The sequence below is a fragment of the Planktothrix prolifica NIVA-CYA 540 genome (assembly GCF_963864145.1).
In the GTDB taxonomy this organism is placed as follows: domain Bacteria; phylum Cyanobacteriota; class Cyanobacteriia; order Cyanobacteriales; family Microcoleaceae; genus Planktothrix; species Planktothrix agardhii.
The window spans coordinates 454,821-468,704 of the sequence record NZ_CAWLTW010000001.1 but is presented as its reverse complement, the minus strand read 5'-3'; the positions used below and the strand labels follow the sequence as shown (position 1 = coordinate 468,704).

Below are 13,884 nucleotides of genomic sequence, written 5' to 3'. Positions count from 1 at the left end.
AGCCAACACCGGAACCCACACCCACGTCAACACCGGAACCAACACCCAACTCCACTCGTGATTTTTATGAGCCTAGCAATTTCATTAAAACCCTTGATTTTCCTGCTTTAAAAACTAACACAAACTCCCCATCCCAGGTTTCCAGTAATGGCAATGAGGAGATCTCAGGTACAGCCGAATCTGATCAAATCTTTGGTAAAGACGGTGACAATAACATTGAAACCGGAGATGGCAACGACGAAATTAACGGCAATCAAGGGAACGACTATATCAATGCGGGCAAAGGCAAAGATCTAGTTTTCGGTGGCAAAGGCAACGACCAAATCGACGGTGGCGATGATGATGATGACTTGTTTGGCAACCTTGGTAACGATACCATTGCTGGAAATACTGGCAATGACTCGATTAATGGGAATCAAGGAGATGACCTGATTGATGGTGGTGATGGCAAAGATGAACTGTTCGGAGGTCAGAATAATGACTTTGTTAAAGGTGGTAATCAAGATGATATCATCTTCGGCAACCAAGGAACAGACCGACTCGAAGGAAACGACGGTGACGATACCCTCTTTGGGAACGAAGATAGTGATACAATCTCTGGTAACTCCGGTCAAGATCTAATCTATGGTGGTGCTGACAACGACCTGCTCGACGGCAACGACGGTGACGATACCCTTGGTGGCGAAGGAGGTAACGATACCCTTGATGGCGGAGGAGGTAACGATCTTCTCACCGGAGGCCAAGGCAACGATATCTTAGTGGGGGCTGAAGGTGCTGATACTCTGACCGGAGGCGAAGGTAGTGACCGCTTTGTTCTGGTTTCGGGATTTGGCCCTGATACGATTACCGACTTTACTTCTGGGGTGGACATGATTGTCCTTGATGGCGGTCTCACCTTTGAACAACTAACTCTCACCCTGGTCAATGGTTCGACTCAAATTCAGGTCAATAATCAAATTCTCGCCACTTTGAATAACGTTAACCCTAACTTATTGACCTCTGATAACTTTACAACTTCTATCTTCTAAAAAAGCTTTAAGTTGTTTTCAATATTATTAGGCCATTAATTAATCAACTCAAGAGAAAACCATGAAAAAGCAACCCCCGATGAATCAAAAATCCCTTCTCTGGGTACTATTTCGTCGGTTGAAAATCAACCTTATTTTGCCAAATCAGGGATACTCAAATGGGGGAATTGATGAACATAATTCGGTTCAAAGCCATAAACTTCGATATTTACCCTTCTGCCTAACTGAAGAATATAGTCATCTATTTTATCTGTAATGTCAATATTCTCCCACCGTCCAACCTGCTCCTAAGTCAGAGGAATCACCTTCGGTGGGTGCCAACACCCTCGAAACCAAATACAATAATTGATCAGAAAGTGATTCTAGGATGGAAAATTAATGAAAACTGCGTTAATTACAGGAGCGTCTGTTGGGATTGGGGCGGCGTTTGCAAAGGAATTAGCCTCTCGGAAAATTGATGTGGTTTTAGTGGCCCGTTCTCAAGACAAATTAGAAAAACTTGCTGAACAATTGCGATCGCAATATAATATTAAAGCATATCTAATTCCTCAAGATTTAACCCAACCCGATGCCACACAATCGGTTTTTGATGCTATCTCTCAACAGGGATTAACTATTGATTTACTAATTAATAATGCGGGATTTGGAGATTATGGAGCTTTTGCAGATCGTCCCTTAACTAAACAAGTGCAAATGATTCAGTTAAATATTACAGCCTTAGTTGAACTGACTCATTTATTCTTAACAGATATGAAAAAACGGGGTTCAGGTGCGATCGTTAATGTCGCTTCTATTGCGGGTTATCAACCCTTACCTTATTGTTCGGTTTATGCGGGAACAAAAGCCTTTGTTTTGAATTTTACTGAAGCATTATGGGCGGAAAATAAAGACTCCGGGGTGAGACTTTTAGTAGTTTGTCCTGGGCCAACGGAATCTAACTTTTTTGTCGCAGCAGAATTTCCTCAAACCCTTTCCGGCGTTGGACAAAATTATGCCACGGCGGAGGAAGTTGTTCAAGACACATTAACAGCCTTAGAAAAAGACTTTTCAACCTTAGTAACTGGAGGATTAAGTAATCAATTTATTGTGAATTTACCTCGATTTTTCCCTAGAGATACGATTGTTAGTTTAGTGGAAAAACAGTTTAAACCTAAAAAATAAATTGTTGTTGGGCTTTAGCACAAAAATTAGGAGGGCTAAAGCCCAACAACATAAGACTTAAGGATAGAAACACAATTGCGGTAAACCCAAGGTTTCTTCCCAACCCATCATAATATTCATACACTGCACTCCCTGTCCGGCTTGACCTTTAATTAAGTTATCAATAGCCGACATAACAATCACTCGTCCAGTGCGTTGATCAACTTCAATTCCTAAGTAACAAAGATTAGTTCCACAAGCCCATTTTGTTTGGGGATAGGTGCCACCGGGTAAAATTTTCACCAGGGGAGAATTGCGATAAAAGGCTTTATAAATGGTAATTAAATCCTCTCTAACTAACCCTGGATCGCGTAAAGTTGCATAAACAGTAGCTAAAATTCCCCTGACCATTGGCATTAAATGGGGAGTAAATTGGACTAAAATATCGTGTCCGGCTAAATCACTACAAACCTGTTCAATTTCTGGGGTATGGCGATGATGACCACCAACACTATAAGCCCCGATTGAACTATCAGCTTCGGCTAATAACATATTAACTTTAGCCTGTCTTCCCCCGCCAGAAGTGCCGGATTTGGCGTCAATAATCGTGGTATGGGGATCAACTAATCCCTGTTTTAATAGGGGAGAAATTGCTAATAAACTTGCTGTTACATAACAACCCGCACAACCAACTAATTGAGCCGTAGCTAGGCGATCACGGTACAATTCAGGTAAGCCATAAACGGCCGTTGCTGCGATGGCTTGATCCGTGCGTTCTCCCCCATACCATTTTTTATAAATGTCTAAATTAGAAAACCGATAATCCGCCGATAAATCTAATACTTTACATCCTTTTTCTATTAATTGTGGCGCCATTGTATAGGCTAAATTATTAGGTAGGGATAGAAAAACAATTTGACATTTAGAGGCTATTTTATCAATATCAATAGGTTCGATCACTAAATCCACACATTCATTCAAATGGGGATAGAGACTACAAAAGGGTTTTCCGGCGCTACTATCCCCGCCCAAATAAGCAATTCTGACCAGGGGATGATCCTGTAACAAACGCACCAACTGCACACCACCATAGCCCGAGGCTCCAACAATACCGACGGGAATCCGTTCTGCATTAACCATATTACCTAACTCCTAGAAAAATGACCTAATCTGTTTGACAATCCTTCGACAAGGCTCAGGATAAGCTTTTGCTGCATGATAGCTGATTATGGAAAAATTTGGAAAAATGTTTTGAAATTTATCTGGGCTCTCTCAAACTCGAAAACCCATTTCCCCGAGTTCCTGACGTAAACGTTGGGCTTCTGGGGAGTTATTTTGTTCGTGTAATTCTATGGCGGCTTTAAACATCATTGAGCTATCGCTGAGTTGACCAATTTGTAGTAAGAGAACTCCTAAATTTTGGAAGGTTTCGGCTGAGTTGGGATTTAATTCTAGGGCTTTTTGATAGGCGGCGATCGCTTCTCGATAGGCTCCCATTTCTCTCAAGGTCATGCCTAAATTATAATAGGCGATCGCTAAACTAGGATCAATTTTTATGGCAGTTTGATAAGCTATTTTAGCCGATTCTAGTTCTCCTTCTTGTTTAAAAATATTGCCTAAATTATTATAGGCTCCTAGCTTTAATTGTGGTATGATATTAATATCAACTGCTGTTTGATAATGGTATTTTGCTAGGATAAATTGTCCTTGTTTACTATAGGCTATGCCCAAATGATAATGGAGTTCATATAAAACCCCATCTTCTCCATTACTCTCTTGAGATAATCCTAATTTTAATAGTTCAATTCCGCGCTCTAAGTCGCCAATTTCGACGTATAAAGCCCCCAATTTACTAGCGGCATATCCATCCGTTGGATGGTCTGCTAAGTAACGCTCCATTGATGTTTTTGCCAGTTGCCATTTATTCCGTTTAGCGATCGCTTCGGCTTGGTATCCATAATGTAAAATAGAAACCTGGGGTAATGTTCCAATTTGCCATTGCGGTTTTTGGCGAATTAATTCGGTGACGCTATCATCTACCATGGCATGATAGGGACGGGAAAAACAGATTTGGGGATGATTTCTAAACAGTCGAGAAACTAAGGAATAAGGAGACTGACTCGCGCCGATTTCCTGTCTAATTAAATTAACTACAATTAAATTACGATTTTCCATAATTTGATGCAGTTGTGGCCCAATTTCAGGGTCTAAAATTTCATCTGCATCTAATACTAAAATCCACTGTCCGGTTGCATAACTTAAAGAGGCATTTCTAGCTTTTGCAAAATCATCACACCAATTAAAGGAATGAACTTTCGCCCCAAATTGTTGAGCAATTTTTGGGGTTTTATCCGTTGACCCCGTATCAACAATAATCATTTCATCAACAATTCCTTTAACACTATTTAAACATTTTGCTAAAGTTTCTTGTTCATTCTTAACAATCATGCAAAGGCTTAATTTCATAAATAGGAAATTGAAAATGGGATATGTTGACAATGATAAAGCCTAATTTAACCACAAAGACACAAAGACACAAAGACACAAAAAAGTTGTAAATACTAACCTGTTCATTTCTATATTTTAGACATGAGATGCACCTATTTTTTTTCTATTGCCTATTCCCTATTTTAGCTTATTTAGGTAGAATTAAAATTTGATCAATAACATGAATTACTCCATTACTCGCCGGAATATCAGAATCAATTATCGTGGCATTTCCGACTTTAATTTGATTTTTCTTTGTCTTAATAGTAACAGAATCTCCTTCTAAAGTTTTGAGTTTTCCTGATTTTAAATCTGTTGTTGTAATTTTACCTGGGATTACATGATATTCTAATAATTCGGTAAATCGGTTGAGGTTTTGCGATTTTAAAATAGCATCTAAAATTTGTTGCGGTAATTTAGCTAGAGCTTCATCTGTTGGCGCAAAAATAGTAAAATCTCCCTGTTTTAAGGCATCTAATAATCCAATAGATTTTAAAATCATCCCTAGAATTTTAAAGCGTTCATCGGCTAAAATCACCGTGGCTAAATCTCCGACAACACCTTGAATCACTTTTGGAGAAATAGGCATTTGAGCCAAATCTTGGCTAGGTTGGCGACAAATTAGTTCGGAATTGGCAGACATTTGAACTTCGGCGGCGACTACGGGGGAAATAGTTCCTAATGTTAATAAACCTAAAAGACTGACAATTCCTAAATTTTTGCCTTTGTTTTGATTTTCTATGAAATTGTTCATGGTTTTATCCTCTTGAAATAATTAAAATTATTCGGGTAAAATCACCGCATCAATTACATGAATTACACCATTTCTAGCAGGAACATCGGCTTTAATTACCGTTGCGTTATCAACTTTTACCGATGAACCTACTTGAATATTAACCGTATCTCCTTCTACGGTTTTAATTTCTCCAGATTTTAGGTGAGTTGATAATACCTTTCCCGGGACAACATGATAGGTCAAAATTTTAACTAATTGGGCTTTATTTTCCGGTTTCAGTAAGTTTTCTAAAACTCCTGGGGGAAGTTCGGAAAAGGCTTTATCTGTTGGTGCAAATAGGGTAAATGGCCCTTCTGCTTTAATCGTATCAACTAAGTCCGCCGCTTGTAATGCTTGGGTTAGAATTCTAAATTCACCCGCGCTAACAATAGTATCAATAATATCCAGGGAAGTTGTAGCCGGAATTTGAGTAATTTGGGTTGAGTTTATTAAGGTGTAATTATGCAGTTGAGCTTGAACGGGTAAAATCCCGAATAGCGTCAACCCAACAATACCTACAAACCCAGCGATTAATTTTTGCGAGTGATTTTGAATGGTCATAATAGTTATAAAACATCAATAGGGATACTAACCTTAACTGTCTATTTTGCCCTATATCAAAAGGAATAAGAATCTATTTTTTTAAAAGGGGATAGACAGTCAAAATTATTAAGGGAACTTTCAGTTAACTTTTAGGAGTAACATCAAAGTTATAACTTAAGACGTTAATTATCGGCCCTTGTTTCGGTAAATCATCTGCGGTTAATCTTAGTGTATCAGTTTGTTTAATTTGTATTGATGTTCCCGCCATTACGGATAAAAAATTATCCACAGGTTCGATATCACAGGCCGTTGCATCGGCCGCCAAGGTGCGATAATGGGTGGGAATGACAATTTTAGGGTTTAGAAATTCAATGGTTTTTTTGGCTTCTTCTGGAGTATAGGATTTCGCCCCGCCTCCCACCGGAATCAACATTAAATCTGGACGACCAATTAAAATCCGTTCTTCCATTCCTAATGGCCCAGCTAATCCACCTAAATGTAAAATTTTAATTCCCGCTTGTTTCCACAACCAAGCTACATTTACCCCAAATTGTCGGCCATTAAATCTATCTTTAATGGTGCGAATTCCTTGAATTTGATTACCATTAAATTGATAAACCCCGGGTTCATATAATAAGGATGGATTTCCTGTAAATCCTTCGGTCACACCCTCATCTAAAAGACGGCTACTAATTAAGATTAAATCGGTTTGAATTTGTTGAGGATTTCGATAACCTGCGGTACATCCAATTGGGCGAAAAGGATTAACTAAAATTCTTAATCCTCCCCCGGTAAATAAAAAGGAAGTATGTCCTAACCATTGGACAATTAAGGTATTTTCAGAAGTAGATTGTGCCCAAGAATTTTGCCATTGAGACGTTAACCCAGTCGCTAAGGTGGTTAATAATGTTGTAGTTGTTAATTGAATTAATTTGCGCCGTTTCATATTATTTAGGTTGACGTATCAATGGATTAAAGGACAATTATATTCGTTCTAGGAAGTTTTTTAGAAGTTGTTTGCCATTCTGGGTCAAAACGCTTTCCGGGTGAAATTGTACCCCTTGAATGTGGGGATAGTCCCGATGACGAACCCCCATAATTGTCCCATCTTCTACCCATCCGGTAATTTCTAAACTATCGGGACAGGTTTCTCGTTCAATCACTAAACTATGATAGCGAGTTGCTGTTAATGGATTATCTAAATTTTTAAACACACCAACGCCTGTATGATGGATAGGAGATGTTTTTCCGTGCATTAATTCCGGTGCCGAAATAATATTTCCCCCAAACACCTGGCCAATACTTTGATGACCTAAACATACTCCTAAAATGGGTAAAGTCGGCCCCAATTCTCTAATTAATTCTAGGGAAATTCCAGCATCTTCGGGACGACCTGGCCCTGGAGAAATAACCACGGCGTCGGGTTTCATTTGACGAATTTCTTCTAGGGAAATCCGATCATTTCTAAACACCTGAACTTCAGCAGCAATCGGTAATTCTTGCCCTAGTTCGCCTAAATACTGAACAATATTGTATGTAAAACTATCGTAATTATCAATAACAATAATCAAGGGTTAAACTCCTGAAACTATAATTTGAATCCAGGTGAACAGAGGAGGTAAAAGTAATATTCCAGCTACCAATAATGCCACGAAAGCGGAAATTAAAACCGCCGCCGCCGCACAATCCTTCGCAATTCTGGCTAAATCATGGTAGGACTGACCAACGCTTAAGTCAACCACCGATTCTATGGCTGTGTTCAATAATTCCATGGTCATCACCGCACCGATAGTCAGGCCAATAATTGCGATTTCCACCCGGGTTAACTGCAAAAAAAGACCCAAGCCAATTGCTAGGGTTCCTATGATAGTATGAATCCGAAAGTTTCGTTGGGTTATAAAGGTATAACTAATTCCTGTCCAAGCATATTTAAAGCTAACTAATAAATTAGAAGCGATTTTCCACGATAATTCTCGGTCATATTTTTTACCCATAGTCCCGGAAAGATTAGACTTAGATAAAGTTGTTGTTTGAGGAATAGGAATTGACGGTGTAGGAAATGTTGAAAGAGAGGGTTTTTCTACATTCATTTCTAAGTCCTTCGCTGAATACGTTTTCACTACCAGCAGTTTTAGGTCTGTTATAGGAAGCAATTTATCACAGTTTTCTTGATAATTTGTTTATTGAGTTACTAGAATTTATGGCTATTTTGGATTAATCTAACTCACCTGTTAAACTCCTAAATTAACTATTTCTAGTAGTACCCGTTGTTGCTCCAACATTTCGGTTAAACTTTGATCATCGGGATGATCCCAACCTAAAAGATGTAGTAAACCGTGAGTTGCTAACCATCCTAGCTCGATTTTTAGGGAATGCCCTTGTTGTTGAGCTTGAAAGTTAGCAGTTTCCACCGAAATTACAATATCACCAAGATACAGCGATTCAGCAGAAAATTCTTCTGGAGGTTGGGGACAATCGACCTCTAATGTAGCAAAGGCTAACACATCGGTTGGTTTATCTTGAGAACGATACTGAGTATTTAAGAGTTTAATTTCATGATCATCAGTTAGACGTAAACTTAACTCGTAACTGGATGCCAATGGTAGATAGGACTCTAAATAATTTAACCAACTTTGGAACCAATATTCCCATTCTGTGATAGTCAAGGGACAGTCAATTTCCCGGGGAGAAGACTCTAGCGCATCATTGGGAATGGTGTTATTTTCCGAGTTTTCTAACTGCTCCCAAAAACAGTCTTGTATACTAACTTCAACCTGTACAGTCATTAATAAAAAATCTAATCAGAATTTAAAGGATTTAGCGGGTTAGATAAGCCATTCCAACTAGAAATCCGACTAAACCCACTGTGGTTAAGGCAAAGTGAAATAGGGATTTTCCGCCCTTGCGAACCATATTCCGCATCGCTAATTTAACATAGCTGGGTCTGGGTTCGTTGGGTTTAACTTGGGGTTCTAGTTCTGGGGTAGAGGGGGAAGATGGGGTATTCATTTAGGCGATGAGGATGGGAAAGTAGACCGACTGAATCGATCATAACAAAAATGTTACATTTTTTGACACTCTCAGGTCTGAAGACACTGAGATTCTGCGGACAGAATTAGTTTAATCTAATTTTCGCTACGACTGCCAAAGATCGTCTACTGAGTTGATTAAGCGACAAACCTAATCTTCCCGATACTTTTTTTAAAATATTAGCTGCACCATTTAAGTCAGCATTAACAACAAAACCATCAGATGTCCGATAAAGACCACGCTTAATTCTATTCCCAGATGCTTTCCACCCCATCGGTTTTTCACCGTATTTGGGTAGGGAGTCCCCATCTAAGAAACTAGCTTTTGAAGTGTAGGCTTCCTCAGTTTCAATAAACCTAATCCCGTGTAAATCACAAAGTTGTTTTACACGGGATTTTAATTTACCCAAAGGCATTTGAACAAACTTTTGATTGTTCAAATTACCCAGATTAGCATTAGTTTTGAAACCTTCATTCCAACCAATTACCAGTGTTCCAATACCATATTTAAGACAGTGGTTAATAATTAGTTTTGCTGCTTTATTAATCCCGTCACGCATTTGGTGATTGCGCTTACGAGTTACACAGTCTAACCAATTATCCCAATAATCTTGGGATTTACCTTCTTTACGAGTTGATACTTTTTTGTTCCAAAGTTGATTTTTAGCTTTTAAATCTCTGGCATCAATCAAAAAGGAATTTCCCAAGGTATCAATACAAGCTGCTAAATTGTCGGCAGTACCTAAATCAATAGACAAGGCTTTATTAATATCTAATTCATGGTTTTGTTTCTCCACCTCATAAGACATTTCTAAGTAAAAAGCACCATTCTTAGGAAGAATAGTAAACTCTTTAACCTTAGAGTAGTCAAGATTTGATGGCATAGACAAGAAAAATTCAGATACCCCAAACCATCTTTTAACTGTTAATCCTAGAGAGAATCTAAGTTGACCATTAATTAACGTTGGTCTTTGTCCTCCAGAATTAGGGTAAGCAACTTTAAACAGTTTAGAACCCTGGAGATAACCCGGAGGCTTGGGTCGAAAATGGAGTTGACCTTTTTCATGTAAATCTCTCAAATTCTTGAAAGATTTGAATGCTTCTGTTACCGACATTAAGGTTTGTTGCATCGGTGTTGATGGCATTGATTGTGCCAGCAAAGATTTTGATACCGATGGTTCAAAAGCTAAATCAAACTTTCCTGTTAATAACTTACCTGTCTTAAACAATGTTTGACGGGCAAAATAAATTCCCGTGTTGTACAATTTACCGGATTGTTGACAAAGGTATTCTAGTAACGCACAGGTTTCCAGGTCGGGAGACAACAAGATTTGCTGTACTCCGATTGTTTTACTTGCTTTAGTCATTGACTCGACTATCACGACTATGTTAATTTCTTTATGATAGCATAATTGAATATTTCTAGGGGAATAAATTCCCCTGGGTCGTGTTTCCTCTGGTGGTCTGAAGACACTGAGTTTCCACACTCCCATCCTTTTCTTATGAAGCGATCGCCCGGTCGAATCTATATTCGGTCATCTCCCGCAGATATTTACTTCTGGGTTGGAACTAACTCCGTGTTAAATTCATTGAAGGAACGACGCCGTAATTCCACGGATTCATTACGAGGTAATAAATTAAAGACTTGGCGAAACCCATCATCAACGGTTTCAAAGGCGACCTGTCCCGGTTTATCTAAAACGACTTTCCCCGACTGGTTAATTAATACGGTTTGGGGAACATAGCCTTTGTAATAATAACCCGGTTCCTGGGGGGAATTTTTGGCATCGGGTAATAGGGTATCAACATTTACCGGAATAAAGTCTGCCTCCCTTCCGTAAAAACGCTGAAGTTCTGATACTGTGGTGACAAATTTTTTACAATCTTTACTATCATCCAAAAAGAAGACTAATAATGAGGGTCTACCCTGGTTCATGGATTCTGTTAAGGTGACTCTAGGGGGAACCAAGGAACCATTCCCAGCATATAGCGCAAAAATATTACCATCAAAGCGATCATCATCCAAACCCGCTAATGCCGAAGGAGTAATGGTCAAAAAGAATACACAAATGATCACCAAGGTAGTCAGCAGGGTTTTGAAACCCCTAAAACCCTGAAAGCAAGGTTGCCGGACATTGAACTGGGGAGAATGCCATCGAGTTAAACGCATATTATGGGGAAAGCCATTGAGATTCTAAACAGAATCTATTGTTACATTTTTGGGTTTACTTTACCCAAGCGATCGCTTTTATTCCTTTTTGAATTTTAGGTTATAACAGCGATCGGCTAATTCAAGAAGTTCTGTATATTTCCAACTTCCTCGATCATTTAATTGCTTTGCCAAGTCTAACGGAATCGCATCTAATCCCAAATAAGCACCACTAATTGCCCCGGCCATAGCTGCGGTTGTATCAACATCTCCACCAACAGCGATCGCTGTACAAATCGTTTCCCAATAATCATTAGGTGTTCTCAAAAAAGAGTATAAACTCCACAACACACTACCCACGACAAAGGGTGAAATCCCATCCCATTCACTGCGATAATCCGGATCTAATCCGGCCCTTGAAATTAACTCAAATGCAGGTGTAGATGGCAATTCAATCCACTGATTTAACCTCAAAATTTCCGTCGCCAATTCGGGAGAAACTTCTTGAACCCATTGGCTGATTTGAGCAATAAAATGCTCTGGAGAAAACGATTGATTTTGTAATACAAATGCAACCGCCCCGGCGATCGCAATTGACCCACCCGAACAACGAGGATCTTGATGGGTGATCAGCCCTTGCTGGTGAGCCACCTGAATCAGTTGTTGGGGATGATCGTAAAACATCAACCCAACGGGGGCTGCCCGCATGGCACTGCCATTTCCCGCCGATGGCGATGGAGTTCCCGCCTCTTGCCAAGGGACACCTAGAGCCAACCGTTCAACCGCAGCTTCCGTGGTTCGGCCCCTCCCGACAATCCGGTTTTCGGTAAACAGGGCAACAATCCGACGAGCATAGTCATCGGGACAAAATCTCCCCAATTCAACATAACTAGAAAGTAGTTCTCGTGCCATTTGGGAATCATCGGTATATTGACCAAAGGGAAAGGGAAAACGATCGCGATCTCTAGGTTGCTTGTTTCTCAGTTCATATTGAACATAATTTTTACAAACAAAAGCCGGATAACCTTCTACTCGGCATCCGGTGGCATCTCCCAAACACTGACCAATTAAGCAACCTCGATATTGTTTTGGACTCGGTTGAGGGTTCATCATGTTTTTAGGTAATTTTATATGCAAAAATTAAAGGCGGTCAACACCTCAACCGTCAACCCGCGATTTCGGTGGTAATGTTAAAAACTATTACAATATCGCTCAGAATGTGTACTCCATGCCTGAAAATACAAGCGATAGGTAGTGACGGTGTTGGGCAAATTAATGTCCAAAGCTAGTTACCCCATCGACTGTGGCCCCAAGGGGAGCAGTTTGGGAATCCATTGCCTAAAAGCCAGTGGAGGATGTCGAACTTGTGGATTGTCCCCTAAGGATCTCAAAAATTTTTGAGGGTACAAATCAGCAAGAAGTGAAGCAGTAGAAATCTCAAACCGATAGATTTGATTGCGGATCAAAAACACAGATGCACTCTATGTCATCACCTGACCCAGACTGTATCTGAACCAGCACCGAACGCTCATCGGTAACGATGAGGCTCTCCGACTCAGTTAATGGGTTTCGGGAGGGCGTCAATCAGGAAAACGTTAGCTAAACGCTTTTGTAGAAAATGAGTATCGTCACAAAATCCATTGTTAATGCCGACGCCGAAGCGCGTTACCTCAGCCCTGGTGAGTTAGACCGGATCAAAGCCTTTGTTACCTCTGGTGCAAGTCGCATTCGTATCGCCGAAACAGTCAGCGGTGCCCGTGAGCGGATCATCAAAGAAGCTGGAAACCAATTGTTTCAGAAACGCCCTGATGTGGTCTCCCCTGCTGGTAACGCCTATGGCCCGGAAATGACCGCTACCTGCTTACGCGACCTTGACTACTACCTGCGTCTGGTCACCTATGGAGTCGTTGCGGGTGATATTACCCCCATCGAAGAAATTGGGATTGTTGGCGCTCGGGAAATGTACAAATCTCTGGGTACTCCCGTTGAAGCCGTTGCCGAAGGAATTCGTGCGCTGAAGAGTGTTGCCACAGGTCTGTTATCTGGTGAAGATGCAGCCGAAGCCGCAGCTTACTTCGACTATGTGATCGGTGCGCTCTCATAAGTCCGATCGCTTTATCACATTTTTTAAACGATTCCTAGATTCAGCGACTACAAGGAAATAGAACAATCATGCAAGACGCCATTACTTCCGTAATTAATTCTGCTGACGTTCAGGGTAAGTACCTGGATGCCAACTCCCTGCAAAAGTTAAAAGCTTACTTCGCCACTGGCGAACTGCGGGTTCGTGCTGCTTCAACCATTAGTGCTAATGCAGCCAGCATCGTCAAAGAAGCAGTAGCCAAATCCCTGCTGTATTCTGACGTGACTCGTCCCGGTGGAAATATGTACACCACCCGTCGCTATGCTGCTTGCATCCGCGACTTAGACTACTACCTGCGTTATGCCACCTATGCTATGTTAGCTGGCGATCCTTCCATTCTCGATGAGCGTGTTCTCAACGGTTTGAAAGAAACCTATAACTCCCTGGGTGTTCCCATCGGTTCTACCGTGCAAGCCATCCAAGCCATCAAAGAAGTTACCGCTAGTTTAGTGGGTGCTGATGCTGGCAAAGAAATGGGTATTTACTTAGACTATATCTCCTCTGGCTTAAGCTAAAACCGAGGTTAGGTTTGTGAGGGCAGTCACTCAGTTTGATTCCCCATCCCCAATCTAAACGACCTTCAAGGCCAG

Annotated in this window: 17 protein-coding genes; 5 read left to right on the top strand and 12 right to left on the bottom strand. The window is 40.5% G+C overall.

Annotated elements, in window-relative coordinates; all coding sequences use genetic code 11:
• The 3 genes from AC559H_RS02120 to AC559H_RS02110 form a co-directional block, all read left to right on the top strand.
• Positions 1 to 1,028, top strand: a 1,028-nt coding sequence (locus tag AC559H_RS02120) for a calcium-binding protein (protein ID WP_158442198.1), incomplete at its 5' end; no start/stop codon positions are given.
• A 61-nt stretch (positions 1,029 to 1,089) separates the two neighbouring features.
• Positions 1,090 to 1,284: a hypothetical protein gene (locus AC559H_RS02115; protein WP_026793602.1), complete on the top strand. Its 195-nt coding sequence runs from the start codon at positions 1,090 to 1,092 to the stop codon at positions 1,282 to 1,284.
• 122 nt (positions 1,285 to 1,406) lie between these two features.
• A complete protein-coding gene (locus AC559H_RS02110; RefSeq protein ID WP_026793603.1) occupies positions 1,407 to 2,189 on the top strand; it encodes an SDR family NAD(P)-dependent oxidoreductase in 783 nt (260 codons plus the stop codon).
• Between the two features lie 57 nt (positions 2,190 to 2,246).
• Here the strand turns inward: AC559H_RS02110 and argC are convergent, their stop codons facing one another.
• The 12 genes from argC to AC559H_RS02050 form a co-directional block, all read right to left on the bottom strand.
• Complete coding sequence (gene argC, locus AC559H_RS02105; protein ID WP_026787270.1) at positions 2,247 to 3,308, bottom strand: N-acetyl-gamma-glutamyl-phosphate reductase; 1,062 nt, start codon at positions 3,306 to 3,308, stop codon at positions 2,247 to 2,249.
• 132 nt (positions 3,309 to 3,440) lie between these two features.
• Positions 3,441 to 4,634 carry a glycosyltransferase gene (locus AC559H_RS02100; RefSeq protein WP_026793604.1) on the bottom strand — a complete coding sequence of 398 codons (1,194 nt, stop codon included), beginning with the start codon at positions 4,632 to 4,634 and terminating at the stop codon, positions 3,441 to 3,443.
• 169 nt (positions 4,635 to 4,803) lie between these two features.
• Positions 4,804 to 5,409, bottom strand: a complete 606-nt coding sequence (locus AC559H_RS02095; RefSeq protein WP_051319863.1) for a fasciclin domain-containing protein — start codon at positions 5,407 to 5,409, stop codon at positions 4,804 to 4,806.
• Positions 5,410 to 5,436: 27 nt separating this feature from the next.
• The gene (locus AC559H_RS02090; RefSeq protein ID WP_026793605.1) at positions 5,437 to 5,991 is read right to left on the bottom strand and encodes a fasciclin domain-containing protein; all 555 of its coding nucleotides are present in this window, start codon (positions 5,989 to 5,991) and stop codon (positions 5,437 to 5,439) included.
• A gap of 124 nt (positions 5,992 to 6,115) precedes the next feature.
• The gene (locus tag AC559H_RS02085) at positions 6,116 to 6,919 is read right to left on the bottom strand and encodes an MBL fold metallo-hydrolase (RefSeq protein WP_026793606.1); all 804 of its coding nucleotides are present in this window, start codon (positions 6,917 to 6,919) and stop codon (positions 6,116 to 6,118) included.
• A 37-nt stretch (positions 6,920 to 6,956) separates the two neighbouring features.
• The gene (locus tag AC559H_RS02080; protein ID WP_026793607.1) at positions 6,957 to 7,544 is read right to left on the bottom strand and encodes an anthranilate synthase component II; all 588 of its coding nucleotides are present in this window, start codon (positions 7,542 to 7,544) and stop codon (positions 6,957 to 6,959) included.
• Positions 7,545 to 7,547: 3 nt separating this feature from the next.
• Entirely contained in the window at positions 7,548 to 8,063 is a 516-nt protein-coding gene (locus AC559H_RS02075; RefSeq protein WP_026793608.1) for a diacylglycerol kinase, read from the bottom strand.
• Between the two features lie 141 nt (positions 8,064 to 8,204).
• On the bottom strand, positions 8,205 to 8,759 hold the full coding sequence (gene ybeY / locus AC559H_RS02070; RefSeq protein ID WP_026793609.1) for an rRNA maturation RNase YbeY: 555 nt from the start codon (positions 8,757 to 8,759) through the stop codon (positions 8,205 to 8,207).
• Between the two features lie 31 nt (positions 8,760 to 8,790).
• Entirely contained in the window at positions 8,791 to 8,982 is a 192-nt protein-coding gene (locus AC559H_RS02065) for a DUF3285 domain-containing protein (RefSeq protein WP_026793610.1), read from the bottom strand.
• A 106-nt stretch (positions 8,983 to 9,088) separates the two neighbouring features.
• Entirely contained in the window at positions 9,089 to 10,369 is a 1,281-nt protein-coding gene (locus AC559H_RS02060; RefSeq protein ID WP_148292189.1) for an RNA-guided endonuclease InsQ/TnpB family protein, read from the bottom strand.
• Between the two features lie 185 nt (positions 10,370 to 10,554).
• Complete coding sequence (locus AC559H_RS02055; RefSeq protein ID WP_173400996.1) at positions 10,555 to 11,172, bottom strand: thylakoid membrane photosystem I accumulation factor; 618 nt, start codon at positions 11,170 to 11,172, stop codon at positions 10,555 to 10,557.
• A gap of 78 nt (positions 11,173 to 11,250) precedes the next feature.
• Positions 11,251 to 12,264 carry an ADP-ribosylglycohydrolase family protein gene (locus AC559H_RS02050; protein ID WP_026793611.1) on the bottom strand — a complete coding sequence of 338 codons (1,014 nt, stop codon included), beginning with the start codon at positions 12,262 to 12,264 and terminating at the stop codon, positions 11,251 to 11,253.
• A gap of 505 nt (positions 12,265 to 12,769) precedes the next feature.
• Between AC559H_RS02050 and apcA the strand changes: the two genes are divergently transcribed.
• Positions 12,770 to 13,255 (top strand): allophycocyanin subunit alpha, encoded by a 486-nt coding sequence (gene apcA, locus AC559H_RS02045; protein WP_026787261.1) that lies wholly within the window; start codon positions 12,770 to 12,772, stop codon positions 13,253 to 13,255.
• A 68-nt stretch (positions 13,256 to 13,323) separates the two neighbouring features.
• A complete protein-coding gene (gene apcB, locus AC559H_RS02040; protein ID WP_026787260.1) occupies positions 13,324 to 13,809 on the top strand; it encodes an allophycocyanin subunit beta in 486 nt (161 codons plus the stop codon).
• Positions 13,810 to 13,884: the final 75 nt, after the last annotated feature.